Source organism: Rhodobacteraceae bacterium LMO-JJ12 (assembly GCA_021555075.1).
In the GTDB taxonomy this organism is placed as follows: Bacteria; Pseudomonadota; Alphaproteobacteria; order Rhodobacterales; family Rhodobacteraceae; genus JAKGBX01.
In genome coordinates this window covers 1778688-1797610 of sequence record JAKGBX010000001.1, presented here as the reverse complement: position 1 = coordinate 1797610, position 18923 = coordinate 1778688, and the positions used below count along the sequence as shown (strand labels likewise).

Genomic DNA, 18923 nt, shown 5'->3' with positions numbered 1-18923 from the left:
AAGGGTGTTGGGCGGAAAGGCGCATCCGGTTTCTCGGGATTTCAGCGGAGGCTTGCCGCAAAAGCGGCAAATACCGCTATGCAGGGAACATTGGCGGCGTTTTGCCGTTTGCGCCTTCTGTTGTGATGAGTCGGCGCGAACGGGGGTCTGGGCGTCGATGTTAGCCCTCGATTCAGGCACTCGAATCCGGCTCTCTGCGTGACGCACAAAAAAAAGGGGGACCGAGAGGACCCCCTTTGAGTTTCGCCGTTCAGGCTCACTCTTTAATTTACCGCTCGGTTTTTGCCTGCGGCCTGAACGTCGTCAGGGGCGAGCGCACCCGCCCCGGAACTCTTAGCTACACCCGCTTGTCGCGCCGCAGGTGTTGCATTTCATGCAGGTGCCGTTGCGCACCAGTGTGTAGTTGCCGCAATCGCCACAGGCTTCGCCCTCGTAACCCTGCATTTTGGCCTTGGCGCGCGGGTCAAGCTGGGTTGGTGATGAAACCATCACTTCCGCAGCGTATGCCGTGGACGAGCTCATGCTGGCCCCGCCCGCGCCGGTGGCAGAGGCGGATTTTGCCGTTTCGGGCACCAGCGTTTGCAATGCCTGCACCGGGTCATTGCCGCCGAACGCCGTGCCGCCAACCGCCTGGCCGCCTTGCAGCACTATCAGTTCCTGGGGCATGCGTTTGCGCAGGTAGCCCGAGGAGCTGATCTGTTTGAGGACTTCGAGCGAACGTGTGGCCGCGCTTTCGGACATTTCCGAAATGTTGGACACGCCCTCTTCCGAGCCCCGACCGAGATCATCAAAGCTGGTGCCTTGGGGTTTGATATGCGCCAGATCCGAGCGGTCGAGATAGGAGACCGCCAGTTCGCGGAAGATATAGTCGAGGATCGAGGTGGCGTTCTTGATGCTGTCATTGCCCTGCACCATGCCGGCCGGTTCGAACTTGGTGAAGGTGAAGGCATCGACAAATTCTTCCAGCGGCACGCCATATTGCAGGCCAACCGACACGGCGATGGCGAAGTTGTTCATCATCGCGCGGAAACCCGCACCTTCCTTGTGCATGTCGATGAAGATTTCGCCCAACTGGCCATCTTCATATTCGCCGGTGCGCAAATAGACCTTGTGACCGCCGATGATCGCTTTCTGGGTATAGCCCTTGCGGCGCTCGGGCATCTTCTCGCGGTGCGACTTGATGACTTCCTTGACGATCACTTTCTCGACGATCTTCTCGGCCAGAACGGTGGCTTTTTCGTGCAGCGAGCCGGATTCCAGCGTCTCGGCTGCTTCTTCGTCGTCTTCGACGAGGGCCGACGCCAGAGGCTGGCTAAGTTTGGAGCCATCGCGATAGAGCGCGTTGGCCTTGACCCCGAGCGACCATGACAGCTCATAGGCTTTCTGGCAGTCTTCGATGGTGGCGTCGTTGGGCATGTTGATCGTCTTGGAGATCGCGCCCGAGATGAACGACTGGGCCGCGGCCATCATGGTGATGTGGCTGTCCACGCCGAGATAGCGCTTGCCCTTCTTGCCGCAGGCATTGGCACAATCGAAGACCGAGTAGTGTTCTTCTTTCAGGTGCGGAGCGCCTTCAAGGGTCATGGTGCCACAGACGTGATCGTTGGCGGCGTCGATATCGGCGCGCGTGTAACCCAGGTGACGCAGCATGTCGAAGGTGGGATCGTTCAGCATCTGCGCCGGGATGCCCAGCACGCGGGTGCAGAAGTCTTCACCCAGGCTCCATTGATTGAAGACGAAGCGGATATCGAAGGCCGACTCAAGCGCGGCTTCGACCTTTTCGATCTCGTTCGGGCCAAAGCCGTTGCCAATCAGCGAGGTGTGGTTGATGCCCGGCGCGTTGCCCAGCGTGCCGTGACCGACAGCATAGGAGATGATTTCTTCGATCTGGGCGCTGCCATAGCCGAGCTTGTCCAGAGCGGCAGGTACCGATTGGTTGATGATCTTGAAGTAACCGCCACCGGCGAGTTTCTTGAATTTGACCAGCGCGAAGTCAGGCTCGATCCCGGTTGTGTCGCAATCCATCACCAGCCCGATCGTGCCGGTAGGGGCAACAACCGAAACCTGTGCGTTGCGGTAGCCGTGCTTCTCGCCGAGCTTCAATGCCTCGTCCCAGACCGCCATGGAGAGGTCCACGAGCTGCGGTTCGGGGCAGTTGGTCAGGTCAAGCGGCACCGGTTTGACGGCCAGTCCTTCGTAGCCTTCGGTGGCGCCGTAGGCGGCGTTGCGGTGGTTGCGGATGACGCGCAGCATATGTTCGCGGTTGCGCTCGTAGCCATCGAATGCGCCAAGCTCGGCGGCGATTTCGGCCGATGTGGCATAGGCAACGCCGGTCATGATCGCAGAGAGCGAACCACAAAGCGCGCGGCCCTCGTCGCTGTCATATCCAAGGCCCATGTTCATCAGCAGGCCGCCAATGTTGGCATAGCCCAGACCCAACGTGCGGAAATCATAGGAGAGCTGTGCGATTTCCTTGGAGGGGAACTGCGCCATGGTCACCGAGATTTCCAGCGTCAACGTCCACAAACGCGTGGCGTGCATGTAGTCTTCGGCCTGAAATTCGCCGTCCTGCAGGAAGGTCAGCAGGTTCATCGATGCAAGGTTACAGGCGGTATCATCAAGGAACATGTATTCCGAGCACGGGTTGGAGCCGCGTATCGCGCCATCTTCCGGGCAGGTGTGCCAGGCGTTGATGGTGTCGTGGTACTGGATGCCGGGATCGGCGCAGGCCCATGCAGCGTGGCCGACCTGTTCCCAGAGGTCACGCGCCTTGATCGTCTTGGCGACGGTGCCATCGGTGCGGCGGATCAACTCCCAATCGGCATCGTCTTTGACGGCCTTGAGGAAGGCGTCTGTGACGCGGATCGAGTTGTTGGAGTTTTGTCCCGAAACCGAGGCGTAGGCCTCAGAGTCCCAATCGGTGTCATAGGTCGGAAATTCTATGCTGCCATAGCCTTGCTTGGCGTAGTCCAGCACGCGTTTCACGTAGGTTTCAGGGATCGCGACCTTCTTGGCTTCGCGGATCGCCTGTTTCAGCTGCTCGTTTTTCTTTGGATCGACCGCATCTTCGATCGCACCGTCCCAGCCGCGGATGGCGGCAAAGATCAGGTTCAGCTTCTGCTCGTGCATCTTGGAGCCGGCCACGATGGAGGCGACCTTCTGCTCCTCCTTGACCTTCCAGTTGATGTATTCCTCGATATCCGGGTGATCGGCATCGACGATGACCATCTTGGCGGCGCGGCGCGTGGTGCCACCCGATTTGATCGCACCAGCGGCGCGGTCACCGATCTTGAGAAAGCCCATCAGGCCCGAAGACTTGCCGCCGCCCGAAAGAGATTCGCCATCAGCGCGCAGGGAGGAGAAATTGGTGCCAGTGCCGGAGCCGTATTTGAACAGACGCGCTTCGCGCACCCAGAGATCCATGATCCCACCGTCGCCAACCAGATCATCCTTGACGCCCTGGATGAAGCAGGCGTGCGGTTGGGGGTGTTCATAAGAGGAGGTCGACTTGGTCAGCTTCTTGGTTTTGTGATCGACGTAGTAGTGGCCTTGGGCCGGGCCGTCGATGCCATAGGCCCAATGCAGGCCAGTGTTGAACCATTGCGGTGAGTTGGGCGCGGCACGTTGGGTGGCCAGCATGTGGCGCATTTCGTCGAAATAGGCGTGGGCATCTTCTTCGGTGGTGAAGTAGCCGCCCTTCCAGCCCCAGTAAGCCCAGGCGCCTGCCAGACGATCAAACACCTGTTTGGACGAGATTTCACCACCCTCTGCGACGGCATCGCCATCAGGCACGGAACGCCAGAGGAATTCGGGCACATCTTTTTCTGCGACGCGCTTGAGGCGCGCGGGAACACCGGCTTTGCGAAAATACTTCTGGGCAATCACGTCCGAGGCGACCTGACTCCAGCTTTTGGGAACTTCGACATTGTCGAGTTTGAACACCACCGTGCCATCGGGATTGCGAATCTCCGATGTGGTGGTGACGAATTCCAGATCTGCGTAAGCGTCCTGACCTGCCGTGGTGAATTTTCGTTCGATTTTCATTGCTGCCCCATGTCTCAGCTATTTTTTCCTTGTGCGCACCGCCCGCCTGACCGGGCGACGCTACTTGACCCGTTGAAACACGAGGGGTTGGGGTAAAACCTGCCGCCCGCATACCGCGTTTTCAGCGGATAGCGACTGCGCTCGTGTTTCTCACGTGCTGCATCGGCGTTTTTTATGTTCTACCTGCCTGTCCCTCGCGAACCACTATATGTTGTGGCTCACCAACCGGCCTGCACAATCTGACGTGTATACCCCATTTGGGTCAACCGGTTTATTTACAAAATATTTGGATTTTGCGGTTGACCAAAAGGGCTACTCACCTGACGCCTGATTCACTTAGTTAACGTGCCTAAAAACTAGGCTGTGTTTGACCTTGTGGAGGCTTTGCGAAACAGTAAGTATTCGGCATAGTTATACCTGCCCCACGCTTGTGGACAAACTGTAAGACCGGCGCGCATCAGGGTGTGCGCCCACCTTTTTCATGGTGTGGCAAAGAATCTTCTGCCCGCTGGACGATCGACACGCAGATCGGGCCAAACAGCTAACAAAGGACTGCGCGCATGTCTTCAGCCTTGCGAATCTCTCTTCTCGGGCTGGCGTCGATGGGCGCTCTCTTGGGTTGCGCACCCCCTGCCCCCACAACATCTGGTGTTGCACGCAGCCCACAGGTGGCGGCCGCGTGGTTCGCAGAGCGCCCAGCCGGGCTTGTCGAGGCGGCGAAGGCCGCCTGCACTGAACCCGGCGAGGAGTTCGTTCAACCGCGCCCCGGCACGGTGCAATGCCGGATGCTGCTGAGTCCCGAGACCACGGCGGCGGTGATCCTGCATTACGACGGCGACATTGAAGCGCTGCCGCAACTTGTTGTCAGTCTGACCACGACGCAGGCACAGAGCGGGTATCTTGTGACGGGGTGTGCGTTCCTGAAGGTGCCGCGCAAGGACGGGACGATCTCGCGCATTGTTCAGAATGATCGCGAAGTGGCGACCAAGCTGGGCGGGATGCTTGCTGCGGTGGGTGGCAAACCCTTACGCAATGCGCCGCCCGAAGCCGTCGAGCGGTGTTTCGCGTTGTGATGCGGCGAGTGTGGGTTGCTGGCGATGCTGCGCCGACTTCGGGAAAATGAGATTTTCCCTCTGTCGGTCTCCGCGCCTTTTGCGGAGGTATTTGGTCGGGGCGATAGGATTCGAACCTACGACCCTCTGTTCCCAAAACAGATGCGCTACCAGGCTGCGCTACGCCCCGAACCGGGGGTGTGTGTAGTCTGCCCCCCCGCCCTTGGCAACAACAAACAGCAGCCCAAAACGAAAGAAGCCCCGGCGTTTCCGCCGGGGCCTCGTTTTCATGCTCTGCGTCAGGCTTATTTCAGCGCAACATCAGAGATTGCATGGCTCCAGGCGCCTTCCGGCTCTTTGGTGATGACCGGGTCAGAACCCGCTGACAGAAGCGTTGCCACCGTGCGTTCGTAGTCCGCAGGGTCAAGCGCGCCGTTGGAACCGGCCGTCAGCTTGGCAATTTCGCGCATCATCCGGGTTTGGTGCTTTTCGGTTTGCGCACCTGACGCATCATTGTCGAGAACGATCATTGCGGCTTCATCAGGATTCGTTTCGGCGTATTTCCAGCCCTTCATCGAGGCCCGCACAAAACGCGCCATCTTGTCGTTGAAGGCATCGTCCTTGAGGTTTTCGCCCAGCACATACATGCCGTCTTCCAGCGTTGCGACGCCCTGATCCTCGTATTTGAACACGACCAGTTCTTCGGGGGTGAGACCCGCGTCGATGACCTGCCAGTATTCATTATAGGTCATGGTCGAAATGCAGTCAGCCTGACCGTTGAGAATCGGATCGACGTTGAAGCCCTGTTTCAGAACCGTGACGCCATCTTCGCCACCATCGGTCGAGAGACCAAGTTTGCTCATCCAGCTGAGGAAGGGATATTCGTTGCCGCCAAACCAGACGCCAAGCGTTTTGCCCTTGAAATCATCGGGTGAGGAAATCCCGCTGTCCTTGAGGCAGGTCAGCATCATGCCCGAGCTTTTGAACGGTTGGGCGATGTTGACGAGATCGAGACCTTTTTCACGCGAAGCCAATGCTGACGGCATCCAGTCAATCACAACGTCCGCGCCGCCACCGGCGATCACCTGTGCGGGGGCCACATCGGGGCCACCGGCCTTGATTGTGACGTTGAGGCCTTCTTCTTCGTAAAACCCTTTGTCGAGGGCGACGTAGTAGCCGCCAAATTGAGCCTGAGTCACCCATTTGAGTTGCAGGGTCACATCATCAGCCGCTTGGGCGATTGAGCCGCCGACAGCCAGAGCACCGGCAAGTGCCGCGCCAAATAGTGTTTTCATTTTTCTTACTCCTTGTTGGTTTGCTTATCTTGGTTTTGTTATTGTTGCTCTTCAACCTCGTTGTGAGGGGTGCCAGAAGGTTATTATCTTTTCCGCCAACGCCACCAGCCCGTAGAACGCCGACCCGACGATGGCGGCAACGGCAATTTCGGACCAGACCATATCGAGCGCCAGCTTGCCCACTTCGGTGGAAATGCGAAAGCCCATACCCTGAATTGGCGAGCCGAAAAATTCGGCAACGATGGCGCCGATCATCGCCAGGGTCGTGCTGATCTTGAGTCCGTTGAAGATAAAGGGCATCGCGGCGGGAAGACGCAGCTTGAACAGGCGTTGGGGATAGCTGGCACCATATGTATGCATCAGGTCGCGCTGCATCGCCTCGGACGATTGCAAGCCCTGCACGGTGTTCACCAACATAGGAAAAAACACCATGACGACCACAATCGCCGCCTTGGATTGCCAGCCAAAGCCGAACCACATCACAAAGATCGGGGCCATGCCGACAATCGGCAGCGCGGCGACAAAATTGCCCACCGGCAGAAGACCGCGTTGCAGGAAGGGTGAACGATCAACCGCAATGGCCGTGAGAACGGCGGCGGAACACCCTATGACATAGCCCGAAAGCGCGCCCTTGAAGAAGGTCTGAACCAGATCGCCCCAGAGCACGGAAATCTCGCCGACAAAGGTTTTGCCAATGGCCGAAGGTGGGGGAAGGAGCACCGGGTTGATTTGAAATCCGCGCACCATCCCCTCCCAGAGGACCAATAGGGTGATACCGAACAGAGTGGGCACGAAGAATCTTACCCAGGTCTGCTTGTGCTTGGAAAGCCGTGTGTTCAACGCCCAAGCGGCGAGCCAGAACGCCAGTGAGCCCCAGACCCAGATCATTTCGAGAACCCCATGCGTTTGAGCGTGACGTTTTGCACCGCGCCAATGGCCCATACCAGAAGTGCTGCCAGCGCCGCCGCGGCCAGAAGCGCGCTCCAGATCTGCACGGTTTGCCCGTAATAGCTCCCTGCGAGAAGGCGCGCGCCAAGTCCACCGTTCTGGCTCAGGCTTAGCTCGGCCACCACCGCACCGATCAGCGAGGCAGCGACGCCGACCTTGAGCGAGGCGAATAGATAGGGTGCGGAACTGGGCAGGCGCAGTTTCCAGAAGGTTTCAGAGCGCGAGGCGTTCCAGGTTTTCATCTGGTCGAGATCCATCCGACGCGGGCTGCGCAGGCCTTTGACCATACCTACCACGACGGGAAAGAAGCTAAGATACATAGAAATCACGCCCTTGGCGATCAAATCATCGACCTGAAGTGCGGCCAGCACCACCACGATCATCGGCGCGATGGCAATGATTGGTACTGTCTGGCTGGCAATCACCCAAGGCATCACGCTCATATCCATAGCGCGGGAATGCACGATAGAGACAGCCAGCACGATGCCGAGGATCGTACCAAAGACAAAGCCCACCAGCGTCGCGCTGAGGGTGATCCAGGCGTGCAGGATCAGCGAGCGTTTTGAGAGGGCACGTCCCTTGGCGACCATGCCAACAGTTGTGTTCCAGAGTTCAACACCAACCTGATGCGGCGCTGGCAGTTGCGGGCGTTCCTGTGCATAGACACTGCCCCAGAGGTCGGGATTTTTCACCGTCAGCGAAAGGCGCCCCATCTTGCGTCGCTCTGCCGAACTTTCAGGCGTGACCTGCTGACCCGCCCTGTCAGCTTGGGTTGCTGCCTCGTGCATGTTCATCGGAATGCAGGCAATATACCAAATCGCGAGGATCGTCGCGAGAACGGTGAGGATGGAGAACAGAGATTTCATTGCAGCGCCTCAATCGTCATAGGCGTGCCCTGCCCTGAGCCCATCGCGCACGCGGTGGGCGATTTCCAGAAACTCCGGTGTGTCGCGAATATCGAGCGGGCGTTCGCGCGGCAGGGTGCTTTCTATCACATCGGTGATCCGGCCCGGCCGGGGCGACATGACGACGATGCGGGTCGAGAGATAGACCGCCTCGGGAATTGAATGGGTCACGAAACCGATGGTTTTCTCGGTCTTGGCCCAGAGTTTGAGCAATTGTTCGTTCAGGTGATCGCGCACAATCTCGTCCAGGGCGCCGAAGGGTTCGTCCATCAACAGCAGATCAGCATCAAACGCCAGAGCGCGCGCAATGCTGGCGCGCTGCTGCATGCCGCCAGAAAGCTGCCACGGGAATTTTCTGTCAAACCCTTCAAGATCAACAAGTTCCAGCACGTTTTTCACGCGTTCGGCCTGTTCTTGCCTGGAGAACCCCATGATTTCCAGCGGCAGTTTGATGTTGCCCGCAATGGTGCGCCACGGATAGAGGCCGGCGGCCTGAAACACATACCCGTAGGCGCGCGCGCGCCGCGCCTCATCGGGGGTCATACCGTTCACCGTGACGGTGCCGCCGGTGGGTTGTTCGAGCGCGGCGATAACACGCAAAAAGGTCGTCTTGCCACAGCCCGAGGGACCGATGAAGCTGACGAAATCGCCCTTGTTGATGTCGAGCGAGACATCTTTCAGCGCATGGATCGGGCCATCGTTGGTCTGGAAGGTAAGGTCGAGATTCTTGGCCTGAATGACCGGTGATGTTTCGCTCACGCTGCGCGCTCCCACAATTTCGGTTCGGCGAACTCAACGCTGTTGCCCGCCGGATCGCGAACATAAACCGAGCGCGCCCCGTTGGGCCAGATGAAATCAGCCTCGATGGTGATGCCCGCCGCAGTCAACCGGGCTACCCAACTGTCGAGCGCAGTGGCAGGGCAGTTGAAGCAGAGATGCCCCGGCCCCGTCGCGCCATGGGGCGGCACCGGCAACTTGGCACCCGGTGGTGGCGGATTGCGGGTTTCGCTGGCCACGAAGAGCAGGACGATTGTATCGCCTGCACGATAGAAGATGTGGCGCGGCGGATGCGAAATCACCTCTTCGAGACCAAGGAGATCACCATAAAACGCCGCCGCCGTGTCCAGGTCATCGACGTAGAGCGCGGCTTCGAGAACGCCGTCGAGTTCGGGCATCATGGTCATACGCCGGTCGCCGGGATGCCCGTGCGCTTGACCGGCTGGGGCGCAGTGAGGTCTTTCCATTGGCTCAGAGCGCGGTTCACCGTGGCGTTGGGCTCGCGGGCGACGAATTTGCCGCGACCTTCCTCAGTGCGCATTTCACCGTCATGCACGGCAACATGGCCGCGTGTCAGGGTGAAGCGCGGCAGGCCCTTCACATGTTTGCCCTCGAACACGTTGTAATCAATCGCCGATTGCTGGCTGGTGGCGGCGATGGTCTTCTCTTTCTCGGGATCCCAGACGACGAGATCGGCGTCGGCACCGACAAGGATTGCACCCTTTTTAGGATAGCAATTCAATATCTTGGCGATGTTAGTTGATGTGACAGCAACGAATTCGTTCATCGTCAAACGACCCGTCGCAACACCATTGGTCCAGAGCATCGGCATGCGGTCTTCAAGCCCGCCGGTGCCGTTGGGGATCTTGGTGAAATCGCCTACGCCGTAACGTTTCTGGTCGGTGGTGAAGGCGCAATGATCGGTGGCCACCACGCTGAGCGAACCTGATTGCAGGCCCGCCCAAAGAGAATCCTGATGCTTCTTGTTGCGGAACGGCGGCGACATGACGCGGCGCGCGGCATGGTCCCAATCTTTGTTGAAATACTCGGACTCGTCCAGCGTGAGGTGTTGAATCAACGGCTCGCCCCAGACCCGTTTGCCCTGCATCTTGGCGCGTCGGATCGCTTCGTGGCTGTCTTCGCAGCTCACGTGCACCACGTAGAGCGGTGCGCCGGCCATATCGGCGATCATGATCGCGCGGTTGGTGGCTTCGCCTTCGACCTGTGGCGGGCGGGAATAGGCGTGCGCCTCGGGGCCGGTATTGCCCTCGGCCAGAAGACGCGCGCTTAGTTCGGCCACGACATCACCGTTTTCGGCATGCACCATCGGGGTCGCGCCGAGTTCGGCCAGACGCAGGAAGCTGGAATATAGCTCATCATCATTAACCATGAGCGCGCCTTTGTAGGCGAGAAAGTGTTTAAACGTATTAATTCCACGCTCTTGCACGACAGTCTTCATGTCATCAAAGACCTGTTCGCCCCACCATGTCACAGCCATGTGGAAGGAATAGTCACAGTTCGCACGGGTCGATTTATTGTCCCAGCGTTTCAGGGCATCCAAGAGGCCTTCACCCTGATTGGGAAGCGCGAAGTCGACCACCATCGTGGTGCCGCCTGCAAGGGCGGCGCGGGTGCCGCTTTCAAAATCATCGGTGCTATAGGTACCCATGAAGGGCATTTCGAGATGGGTATGCGGGTCGATCCCACCGGGCATGACATAGCAACCGGTCGCGTCGAGTTCGGTGTCGCCCTTGAGCCCTTGCCCGATTTCGATGATCACGCCGCCCTCGATGGCGACGTCGGCTTTGTAGGTCAGATCGGCGGTGACGACCGTGCCGTTCTTGATGACTGTGGTGCTCATGAGTCCAACTCCCTCTTTATTAGTGTATCGACCCGAAAACGCACATCGCATCGCCGTGCACGCCTATGTCGACGGGTCCGTATTTTGATTCAACCGCGAGCGAGAAAAGCTCTGCCCATGGGATGTAGATAACACGATAGCTGCCGTTTGACCGCGTGACCGAATAGCAGGTTTCAACCATGCCGCCGCAAAAGAGTACATCGGTCTCTTTCGGGGCGATCAGGGCATCGCGAAATTCGTTCAGCGTCAGGCGGTGCCATTCAGGCGACATCGGAGCAACCTGCCCGACCGTCCGCAGATTGCCCGCGTCGGGGTCATAGTCGTGCAACTCATCTGCGATGAGCGCGCTTATGGTTTCAGGTGCATTCATCCGACGCAGTCAATCCAGACAAAGGACAAATCTTTGCGCACATAGTAGCAATTATCGCTGCTGACGAAAATGTCGGACGGCTTGATTGACGATGGAATCTTTTCGGCAATCCCCAAAGGAAGCTTGAAATCCACCGTTCTGAGCGTCAGGGACTCAGCGAAAGCAGGGGTGGAAAGCCCGATCAGCCCGGCTATCAGCGCCGTGCGGATCACTCGACAATCTCCGCCGTCTCAACAACCGCGTGCATCAGAACATCCGCTCCGGCGGTGGCCCAGTCCTTGGAAATCTCCTCGGCCTCGTTATGGCTCAACCCATCGACACAGGGACACATCACCATCGCCGTTGGTGCAACCTGATTGATCCAGCAGGCGTCGTGACCGGCGCCGGAAATCAGGTCTATATGGGAATACCCCAGCCTTTCGGCGGCGTTGCGCACGGCGCTGACGCAGGTCCTGTCAAATTCCACGGGGTCAAACCCGCCGACTTTTTCAAATTCGATGGTCAGGCCCATATCGTCGGCGATCTTCTGGCCCTCGACCTTCAGACGCGACTCCATGTCTTCGATGACAGAAAGATCGGGCGAGCGGAAATCGACGGTGAAGATCACCTTGCCGGGGATCACGTTACGCGAATTTGGATAAACTTCGATATGACCCGCCGCACCTACGGCATGAGGGGCGTGGGACCAGGCGATTTCGTCAACCTTTTCAAGAACGCGCGCCATGCCGAGACCGGCATTCTTGCGCATCGGCATCGGTGTGGAACCGGTATGGCTGTCCTTGCCATGGATCGTTACCTGGGTCCAGGAGAGCCCTTGGCCGTGGGTGACGACGCCGATATCCTTGCCCTCGGCCTCAAGTATTGGGCCTTGTTCGATGTGGAGTTCAAACATGGCGTGCATTTTGCGCGCGCCGACGGGTTCGTCACCCTCCCAGCCGATACGCTTAAGCTCGTCTCCAAAGCGTTTACCATCGGCATCGGTGCGATCCTTGGCCCAATCTTCGGTGTGGATACCGGCGAAAACGCCAGACGCAAGCATCGCAGGGGCATAGCGGGTGCCCTCTTCGTTGGTCCAGTTTGTCACGACGATGGGATGGCGGGTCTTTATGCCGAGATCGTTGAGCGTGCGCACGATTTCAAGGCCGCCGAGCACACCGAGAACGCCGTCGTATTTGCCCCCAGTGGGCTGCGTGTCGAGATGCGAGCCGACATAGACAGGCAACGCATCCGGGTCGGTGCCTTCGCGACGTGCGAACATGTTGCCCATGGAGTCGAGCCCCATGGAACAGCCCGCCGCTTCACACCATTTCTGAAACAGGGCGCGTCCCTCGCTATCGACGTCGGTCAGCGTCTGACGGTTATTGCCCCCGGCGACGCCGGGGCCGATCTTGGCCATTTCCATCAGGCTGTCCCACAAACGGTCGCCGTTGATTTTGAGGTTCTGTCCCGGGGCTGACATGATCTGTCCTTCCTGCGTATTCTTATTCTTACGCGTCGGGAGGAGTCCGACCGTACGCACATCCCCCAGACGCAACTATTTTGACCAACTGGTAAAAGCGAAGCTAACACGGCTTTACACCCAGTCAAGAACTTCGCATCATGAATACCCATAAACCTAGGGAAATCTGGGAGTTTGATGGGGCGAATGCGCAAATTGCGGGCGCTTGTGAACCATTAGGCAGCTAAAGAGTAATTTTGGCTTTGGCAGGCTCCAAGGCAAAGAGGCGGAATGCAGCAAGAGGCAACGAAAGCGGCCAAAGGGGCCACGCGGATTCAGCGCAAGAACACGGCGGCCATTCTGGATGCGGCGCTGGAGGTATTTTCGGCGCATGGGTTTCGGGGCGCGACGGTTGACCAGATCGCAAGCGCGGCCGGCCTCTCCAAGCCCAACCTGCTCTATTACTTCTCGTCAAAGGAAGCGATTCATGCCGCGCTTCTGGATGGGCTGTTGGAGACATGGCTCGACCCGCTACATGCGATGCGGGAGGATGGCGACCCGTTGGAAGAAATTCTGGGATATGTGCGGCGCAAGTTGGAAATGAGCCGGGATTTTCCACGCGAATCCCGGCTTTTCGCCAACGAAATCGTGCAAGGTGCGCCGCGCATTGCCCCGGTTTTGTCAGGCGAGCTGAAGGCACTGGTAGACCGCAAGGCCGTGGTCATCAGCCACTGGATCGAGAGCGGAAAAATCGCCGAGGTGAACCCGCATCACCTGATTTTCTCGATCTGGGCGTTAACGCAACATTATGCCGATTTCGACGTGCAGGTGCATGCGGTTCTGGGGGGTGATAATGTGGACCCCTATCCCGAGGCCGGGCGGTTTCTTGAAACGCTTTTCACGAGAATGCTGACGCCGAAATAGGGTGCGAAGCGATTTCAGCGTGTTCTAAAGCGTCCGCCTCAACCCTATTTCGGGTAAATGGCGGAACGCTTTGGAAAACCTGCTATCATTCAGCGGCTTGGGTAGTGGCCGGATTGTTGGGATGGGTTGTCCAGTTGGCATAGTCATCCTCAACCACTTTGCCGGTGCGCAGGTCGATCTCGCCCGGAGCGACGCGCTCCATGGTGATGCAATCTTCGACAGGGCAGACATTGACGCAAAGGTTGCAGGCAACGCATTCGGCGTCATTCACTTCAAACACGCGCCCCTCTTTCATCCAGATCGCCTGATGCGAGGTATCTTCGCAGGCGGCAAAGCAGCGGCCGCATTTGATGCATGCGTCCTGATCGATCTTGGCCTTGGTGATGAAATTGAGGTTGAGATATTGCCAGTCGGTGACATTTGGCACGGCCTTGCCGATGAATTGATCCGTCGAAGTGTATCCCTTCTTGTCCATCCAGTCGCTGAGACCCGAGATCATTTCCTGCACAACCTTGAAGCCATAGGTCATGGCGGCCGTACAGACCTGAACATTGCCCGCACCGAGCGTCATGAATTCGGCGGCGTCGCGCCAGGTGGTCACGCCACCAATGCCGCTGATCGGTTTCATGTGGGTTTCGGGGTCACGGGCGATTTCAGCCACCATGTTGAGCGCGATCGGCTTGACCGCAGGGCCGCAAAAGCCGCCATGGGTTCCTTTGCGGTCAATGCTGGGCTCTGGGCAGAAATCATCGAGATCGACCGAGGTGATCGAATTGATCGTGTTGATCAGGCTAACCGCATCGGCACCGCCGCGAAACGCTGCGCGCGCAGGTTGACGGATATCGGTGATGTTGGGGGTGAGCTTGACGATCACTGGCTTGGAGTAGTTCTCCTTGCACCAGCGGGTGACCATTTCGATATACTCAGGTACCTGCCCTACGGCGCTTCCCATGCCGCGTTCGGCCATGCCATGAGGACAGCCGAAATTGAGCTCGATCCCGTCGGCGCCGGTGGCTTCGACCTTGGGGAGAATGGCTTTCCACGCCGACTCTTCGCAGGGCACCATGATCGAGACGATGACAGCGCGGTCGGGATAGTCCTTCTTCACGCGGGTGATCTCTTCGAGGTTGATTTCGAGCGATCGGTCGGTGATCAGTTCGATATTGTTGATACCCAGAACGCGGCGGTCAGCGCCATAGATGACGCCATAGCGCGGGCCGTTGACGTTGACCACGGGAGGGCCTTCTTCGCCAAGGGTTTTCCAGACCACCCCGCCCCAACCGGCTTCGAAGGCGCGGCGAACGTTGTATTCCTTGTCGGTCGGTGGAGCAGAAGCCAGCCAGAAAGGGTTGGGCGAAGTGATGCCGAGAAAGTTGGTTGTGAGATCAGCCATTTGAGAGGCCCTCCTTAACGTTGTAGCGCGGCGTGGATGCTCTCGGCCGCATCGCGACCTTGGGCGACGGCGGTGACGGTCAGATCCTCGGCTCCGGCGGCACAATCGCCACCGGCCCAGACATTGGGCTGAGAGGTCATTTGGCCGTCTTTGACAGCAAGTGCGCTGCCATCAAGGGCGAGTCCGTCGGGCGGATTTTCGAGCCACTGGCCGATAGCCATATGGACCTGATCGGCGGCAATGCGGAAGGTTTCGCCGGTGCCTTTGAGATTGGCACCATCCTGAGTGGTATATTCAAGCTCAACCTCCTCGACCGCGTCTGCACCGTGGGCGGCAACCGGTTTGGCGTTGAACACAAGCCGCACGCCTTTTGAGGCGGCGAGATCCTGTTCAAAGGGGCTGGCGGGCATGGCTGCACGATCGCGCCGATAAACGATGGTGACGTTTTCAGCGCCAAGAAGCTTGGACTGCACAGCCGCATCCACTGCCGTCATGCCGCCGCCAATCACCACCACGTTGCGCCCCACTGGCAGGGAGGCCAGATCAGGAGTCTGGCGCAACGTGGCAATGAAATCTATCGCCGAACCGATGCCGGGCTTGTCGAAGCCGTCGAGCGCATAGGCGCCGGGGAGGCCGATGCCGAGGAACACGGCGTCATAATCCTCGGCCAGTTGATCGAGTGTCACGTCGCGGCCCAGTGACTGGCCATAGCGGATGTCGATACCGCCGATGCCAAGAAGCCATTCGACCTCGGAAGCGGCGAAATCATTCACCGTCTTGTAGGAGGCGATGCCATATTCGTTGAGCCCGCCGGGTTTGTCGCGGGCCTCGAAAATCACCACGTCATGGCCGTGCATGGCGAGACGATGGGCGCAGGCAAGGCCCGAGGGCCCTGCCCCGACGACGGCGATCTTCTTGCCTGTTGGCGCAGCGCGCGTGAATGGCTGTTGGCCGTGGGCCATCGCCGCGTCTGTGGCGTAGCGTTGCAAACGCCCGATGATGACCGGTTTGCCCTCGGCAGCCTCGCGCACGCAGGCCTCTTCGCAGAGCGTTTCGACCGGGCAGACCCGGGCGCACATGCCGCCGAGGATATTCTGCTCGAAAATGGTTTGGGCAGCGGCCAGAGGCGTGTCGGTGGAGATCTGGCGGATGAAGAGCGGGATGTCGATGGTCGTGGGGCAAGCCTCCATACAGGGGGCATCATGGCAGAAATAGCAGCGATCCGCCGCCACCTGCGCCTCATGCGCGTCAAGCGGTGCATGCAGGTCGGTAAAATTGGCGGCCAATGCGTCGGGGCTTAGCCGCCCTGCAACAATACCCGGGGTGCGCGTGGATTGCGCCATGGTGTTCTCTCCCTGATCTTTTCTTTTGATCAGGTTGGCACATTTTGATTTTTTATCAATTGGTAAATTTTTCAAATATGCGAAAAAACGGCCAATTGAGTATCTACTGCGTTGTTAAAGCCCAAAAATAAGGCAATCAGACGCCGAGGTAGCGATCGCGGGTTTCACCGTCCAGATCGCTAAACGCCCCCTGCCAGACGCTTTTGCCGCGTTCGAGAATCACCGCGCGGTCAGCCACTGTGGCGAGTTCCTTGATGGATTTGTCGACAACGAGGATCGCGAGACCAGTGTCGCGTTTGAGTTGGGCAATAGCAGCCCAGATCTCGGCGCGGATCACCGGCGCGAGCCCTTCCGTGGCCTCATCCAGGATCAAGAGCCGCGGATTGGTCATCAGCGCGCGACCAATCGCCAGCATCTGCTGTTCGCCGCCCGAGAGCGACGCCGACATCTGGCTATGACGTTCCTGAAGCCGCGGAAAAAGATCGGCCACCTTCTTGAGGTTCCATTCACCCGGGCGCGCCGCAGCCACCAGATTTTCCCGCACCGTGAGATTGGAAAAACACCGACGTCCTTCGGGCACGAGCCCCAACCCGGCACGCGCCGCGCGGTGCGACGGCCAGCGAGAAATGTCATTGCCATCAAATGCAACCGAGCCGCCGCGCTGCTTGAGCATGCGGCAAATCACCTTGATCGTGGTGGTCTTGCCCATGCCATTGCGCCCCATCAAGGCCACCACCTGCCCCGGCTCAACGCGGAATTCGACATCAAATAGCGCCTGCGAGGGGCCGTAGAAAGCCGATATGTTCAGTAGCCGAAGCAGGCTCATGGCGTTCCCTCCTCTTCGTCGTCTTCTTCACCAAGGTAGGCTTCGCGCACCTCGGGGTTGGCACGAATTTCATCCGGTGTTCCGGTGGCGATGATGCGACCATAGACCAGCACGCTGATCCGGTCGGCAAGTTGGAACACAGCGTCCATATCATGTTCAACCAACAGGATCGGCGCGCGCGCCTTGAGGTTTTGCAGGAAGCTGACCAGCGTGACCGAGCCTTCGGCGCCGAGGCCTGCCATTGGTTCGTCCATCAGGAAGACATGCGGATTGAGGGTGAGCGCCACGGCCACTTCGAGCTGGCGACGCTGACCATGCGACAGGTCTGCGGTGCGAAAATTGGCGAACTCTTCGATGCCAACTTCGCGCAGGGCGGCCATTGCCGTTTCTCGAAGGGACTGATTGCGCATCACGCGGGCGAAAAGCCCCAACCGCCCCTGTCGCGCGCCCAAGGCACCCAGAACGGCATTTTGCATGACGGTATCTTCCATCGCCAGCGAACTGATCTGAAATGTGCGCCCCAACCCGGCGCGGGCGCGCGCGACCGTGTCGGTTGCGGTCACGTCGCGGCCTTCGAGAATAACGCGGCCTGAGTCAGGTTTGAGGCTTCCGGCGATCTGGGCGATCAGGGTGGATTTCCCGGCGCCGTTGGGGCCGATCAGGGCGTGGATCTCACCCGGGTAAAGATCAAGGGTAACGCCATCGGAAGCTTTTAGCGCGCCGAAGCTTTTGGTGATGCCTTGGATTTGCAGGAGTGGTTCAGCCATCGGACTTCTCCTCTCCTGCCAGCAGCCCGATCAGCCCGCCGCGTGCAAAAAGCACGACGAGGAGCAGAAGGAAGCCAAGGTAAATGTGCCAGTAATCGCTGACCCCGCCGAGCACCTCTTCGAGCAGGATAAAGAGTGCTGCGCCCGCCACCGGGCCAAAGAGCCGCGCCACACCGCCAAGGATGACGAACACCATGATCTCGCCCGAGGTCTGCCATGAAAACATTGCCGGACTGACGAAACGGTTGAGGTCGGCAAAGAGCGCGCCGGAAAGGCCAGTGATGGCCCCGGATACGGCAAACGCCGCGAGGCGCAAGCGGTAGGGTTCGATCCCGACCGCGCGCACACGGGTCTCGTTTTGGCGCGCCGCATTGAGGGCCAAACCAAAGCCCGAGCGGGTGATGCGCGCCACCATGAAGAGCGCGAGGCCCAAAAGGGCATAGGTAATGAGGAAGAACTGGATCGGTACGAGCGTGTTGAGACCGGGAAACTGACCGCGCACATAGATCGATAGACCGTCTTCGCCACCATAGGCGGGCCAGGAGATGGTGAAATAATAAAACATCTGACCAAAGGCGAGTGTAATCATGATAAAATAAACGCCTGAGGTGCGCAGCGAAAGCGCACCTGCGACCAGCGCCACAATGCCCGAAGCGATCACGGCGACGATCCAGGTCAGCGGCATGAACTGGGTCCCCTCGATGGTGAGGGGCCATTCCATCAGCGGCATATAACTTTGGGCGTGGCTGGCGAGGATACCAACCGCGTAGCCGCCGATGCCAAAGAACATCGCGTGACCGAGGCTGACCAGACCGCCGAGGCCGAGTGCGAGGTTCAGCCCCACCCCGGCGAGCGCCAGAATGGCAACGCGGGTGGTTAATGTGATGATGTAAGGTTGATCGGCAAAGTGCGCCCAGAGCGGGACAGCCAGCAGGCCAAGGGCCAGTGCCGTGTTGAGGATGATTTCGCGCCGACCCATA

General features: G+C 59.0%; 17 protein-coding genes and 1 tRNA gene. 2 read left to right on the top strand and 16 right to left on the bottom strand.

Translation table 11 applies throughout. From position 1 onward, the window contains the following. Positions 1–333: 333 nt before the first annotated feature. Positions 334–4044 carry a vitamin B12-dependent ribonucleotide reductase gene (locus LZG00_08575; GenBank protein MCF3594053.1) on the bottom strand — a complete coding sequence of 1237 codons (3711 nt, stop codon included), beginning with the start codon at positions 4042–4044 and terminating at the stop codon, positions 334–336. A gap of 560 nt (positions 4045–4604) precedes the next feature. Between LZG00_08575 and LZG00_08570 the strand changes: the two genes are divergently transcribed. Continuing rightward, positions 4605–5117 (top strand): hypothetical protein, encoded by a 513-nt coding sequence (locus LZG00_08570; protein ID MCF3594052.1) that lies wholly within the window; start codon positions 4605–4607, stop codon positions 5115–5117. Positions 5118–5209: 92 nt separating this feature from the next. Here LZG00_08570 and LZG00_08565 read toward each other — a convergent pair. The 10 genes from LZG00_08565 to LZG00_08520 all read right to left on the bottom strand — a co-directional run bounded on the left by LZG00_08565 (position 5210) and on the right by LZG00_08520 (position 12711). Next, positions 5210–5286: transfer RNA gene (locus LZG00_08565), tRNA-Pro, on the bottom strand. 115 nt (positions 5287–5401) lie between these two features. Continuing rightward, positions 5402–6391, bottom strand: a complete 990-nt coding sequence (locus LZG00_08560) for an ABC transporter substrate-binding protein (protein ID MCF3594051.1) — start codon at positions 6389–6391, stop codon at positions 5402–5404. Between the two features lie 51 nt (positions 6392–6442). Continuing rightward, entirely contained in the window at positions 6443–7279 is an 837-nt protein-coding gene (locus LZG00_08555; GenBank protein MCF3594050.1) for an ABC transporter permease, read from the bottom strand. After that, positions 7276–8205: an ABC transporter permease gene (locus tag LZG00_08550; protein MCF3594049.1), complete on the bottom strand. Its 930-nt coding sequence runs from the start codon at positions 8203–8205 to the stop codon at positions 7276–7278. Before LZG00_08550 ends, LZG00_08555 begins: the two co-directional genes overlap by 4 nt. Positions 8206–8214: 9 nt before the next feature. Then, on the bottom strand, positions 8215–9003 hold the full coding sequence (locus LZG00_08545; GenBank protein ID MCF3594048.1) for an ABC transporter ATP-binding protein: 789 nt from the start codon (positions 9001–9003) through the stop codon (positions 8215–8217). Continuing rightward, complete coding sequence (locus LZG00_08540; GenBank protein ID MCF3594047.1) at positions 9000–9428, bottom strand: VOC family protein; 429 nt, start codon at positions 9426–9428, stop codon at positions 9000–9002. The genes LZG00_08545 and LZG00_08540 overlap by 4 nt, the downstream gene beginning before the upstream one ends. Next, on the bottom strand, positions 9425–10882 hold the full coding sequence (hydA, locus tag LZG00_08535) for a dihydropyrimidinase (GenBank protein MCF3594046.1): 1458 nt from the start codon (positions 10880–10882) through the stop codon (positions 9425–9427). Before hydA ends, LZG00_08540 begins: the two co-directional genes overlap by 4 nt. A gap of 19 nt (positions 10883–10901) precedes the next feature. Beyond that, a complete protein-coding gene (locus LZG00_08530; GenBank protein ID MCF3594045.1) occupies positions 10902–11252 on the bottom strand; it encodes a hypothetical protein in 351 nt (116 codons plus the stop codon). Continuing rightward, positions 11249–11464, bottom strand: coding sequence for a hypothetical protein (locus LZG00_08525; GenBank protein MCF3594044.1), 216 nt, complete (start codon positions 11462–11464; stop codon positions 11249–11251). The genes LZG00_08530 and LZG00_08525 overlap by 4 nt, the downstream gene beginning before the upstream one ends. Beyond that, on the bottom strand, positions 11461–12711 hold the full coding sequence (locus LZG00_08520; GenBank protein MCF3594043.1) for a Zn-dependent hydrolase: 1251 nt from the start codon (positions 12709–12711) through the stop codon (positions 11461–11463). Before LZG00_08520 ends, LZG00_08525 begins: the two co-directional genes overlap by 4 nt. Before the next feature lie 270 nt (positions 12712–12981). Here LZG00_08520 and LZG00_08515 point away from each other — a divergent pair, with 270 nt between their 5' ends. Next, positions 12982–13614 (top strand): TetR family transcriptional regulator C-terminal domain-containing protein, encoded by a 633-nt coding sequence (locus LZG00_08515; GenBank protein MCF3594042.1) that lies wholly within the window; start codon positions 12982–12984, stop codon positions 13612–13614. An 85-nt stretch (positions 13615–13699) separates the two neighbouring features. Here the strand turns inward: LZG00_08515 and preA are convergent, their stop codons facing one another. From preA to LZG00_08490, 5 genes are all read right to left on the bottom strand, one after another. Continuing rightward, on the bottom strand, positions 13700–15007 hold the full coding sequence (preA, locus tag LZG00_08510) for an NAD-dependent dihydropyrimidine dehydrogenase subunit PreA (GenBank protein ID MCF3594041.1): 1308 nt from the start codon (positions 15005–15007) through the stop codon (positions 13700–13702). Between the two features lie 14 nt (positions 15008–15021). Further along, on the bottom strand, positions 15022–16350 hold the full coding sequence (locus tag LZG00_08505; GenBank protein ID MCF3594040.1) for an NAD(P)-dependent oxidoreductase: 1329 nt from the start codon (positions 16348–16350) through the stop codon (positions 15022–15024). Positions 16351–16486: 136 nt separating this feature from the next. Then, positions 16487–17176 (bottom strand): ABC transporter ATP-binding protein, encoded by a 690-nt coding sequence (locus LZG00_08500; GenBank protein ID MCF3594039.1) that lies wholly within the window; start codon positions 17174–17176, stop codon positions 16487–16489. Beyond that, positions 17173–17943 carry an ABC transporter ATP-binding protein gene (locus LZG00_08495; GenBank protein MCF3594038.1) on the bottom strand — a complete coding sequence of 257 codons (771 nt, stop codon included), beginning with the start codon at positions 17941–17943 and terminating at the stop codon, positions 17173–17175. The genes LZG00_08500 and LZG00_08495 overlap by 4 nt, the downstream gene beginning before the upstream one ends. After that, positions 17936–18922, bottom strand: coding sequence for a branched-chain amino acid ABC transporter permease (locus LZG00_08490; protein MCF3594037.1), 987 nt, complete (start codon positions 18920–18922; stop codon positions 17936–17938). Before LZG00_08490 ends, LZG00_08495 begins: the two co-directional genes overlap by 8 nt. Position 18923 lies beyond the last annotated feature (1 nt).

What these genes read in the sequence shown, in the direction of transcription:
- LZG00_08575 (MCF3594053.1), bottom strand. Translation starts at nt 4,044, where the DNA reads ATGAAAATCGAACGAAAATTCACCACGGCAGGTCAGGACGCTTACGCA.
- LZG00_08570 (MCF3594052.1), top strand. Translation starts at nt 4,605, where the DNA reads ATGTCTTCAGCCTTGCGAATCTCTCTTCTCGGGCTGGCGTCGATGGGC.
- LZG00_08560 (MCF3594051.1), bottom strand. Translation starts at nt 6,391, where the DNA reads ATGAAAACACTATTTGGCGCGGCACTTGCCGGTGCTCTGGCTGTCGGC.
- LZG00_08555 (MCF3594050.1), bottom strand. Translation starts at nt 7,279, where the DNA reads ATGATCTGGGTCTGGGGCTCACTGGCGTTCTGGCTCGCCGCTTGGGCG.
- LZG00_08550 (MCF3594049.1), bottom strand. Translation starts at nt 8,205, where the DNA reads ATGAAATCTCTGTTCTCCATCCTCACCGTTCTCGCGACGATCCTCGCG.
- LZG00_08540 (MCF3594047.1), bottom strand. Translation starts at nt 9,428, where the DNA reads ATGACCATGATGCCCGAACTCGACGGCGTTCTCGAAGCCGCGCTCTAC.
- hydA (MCF3594046.1), bottom strand. Translation starts at nt 10,882, where the DNA reads ATGAGCACCACAGTCATCAAGAACGGCACGGTCGTCACCGCCGATCTG.
- LZG00_08530 (MCF3594045.1), bottom strand. Translation starts at nt 11,252, where the DNA reads ATGAATGCACCTGAAACCATAAGCGCGCTCATCGCAGATGAGTTGCAC.
- LZG00_08520 (MCF3594043.1), bottom strand. Translation starts at nt 12,711, where the DNA reads ATGTCAGCCCCGGGACAGAACCTCAAAATCAACGGCGACCGTTTGTGG.
- LZG00_08515 (MCF3594042.1), top strand. Translation starts at nt 12,982, where the DNA reads ATGCAGCAAGAGGCAACGAAAGCGGCCAAAGGGGCCACGCGGATTCAG.
- preA (MCF3594041.1), bottom strand. Translation starts at nt 15,007, where the DNA reads ATGGCTGATCTCACAACCAACTTTCTCGGCATCACTTCGCCCAACCCT.
- LZG00_08505 (MCF3594040.1), bottom strand. Translation starts at nt 16,350, where the DNA reads ATGGCGCAATCCACGCGCACCCCGGGTATTGTTGCAGGGCGGCTAAGC.
- LZG00_08500 (MCF3594039.1), bottom strand. Translation starts at nt 17,176, where the DNA reads ATGAGCCTGCTTCGGCTACTGAACATATCGGCTTTCTACGGCCCCTCG.
- LZG00_08495 (MCF3594038.1), bottom strand. Translation starts at nt 17,943, where the DNA reads ATGGCTGAACCACTCCTGCAAATCCAAGGCATCACCAAAAGCTTCGGC.
- LZG00_08490 (MCF3594037.1), bottom strand. Translation starts at nt 18,922, where the DNA reads ATGGGTCGGCGCGAAATCATCCTCAACACGGCACTGGCCCTTGGCCTG.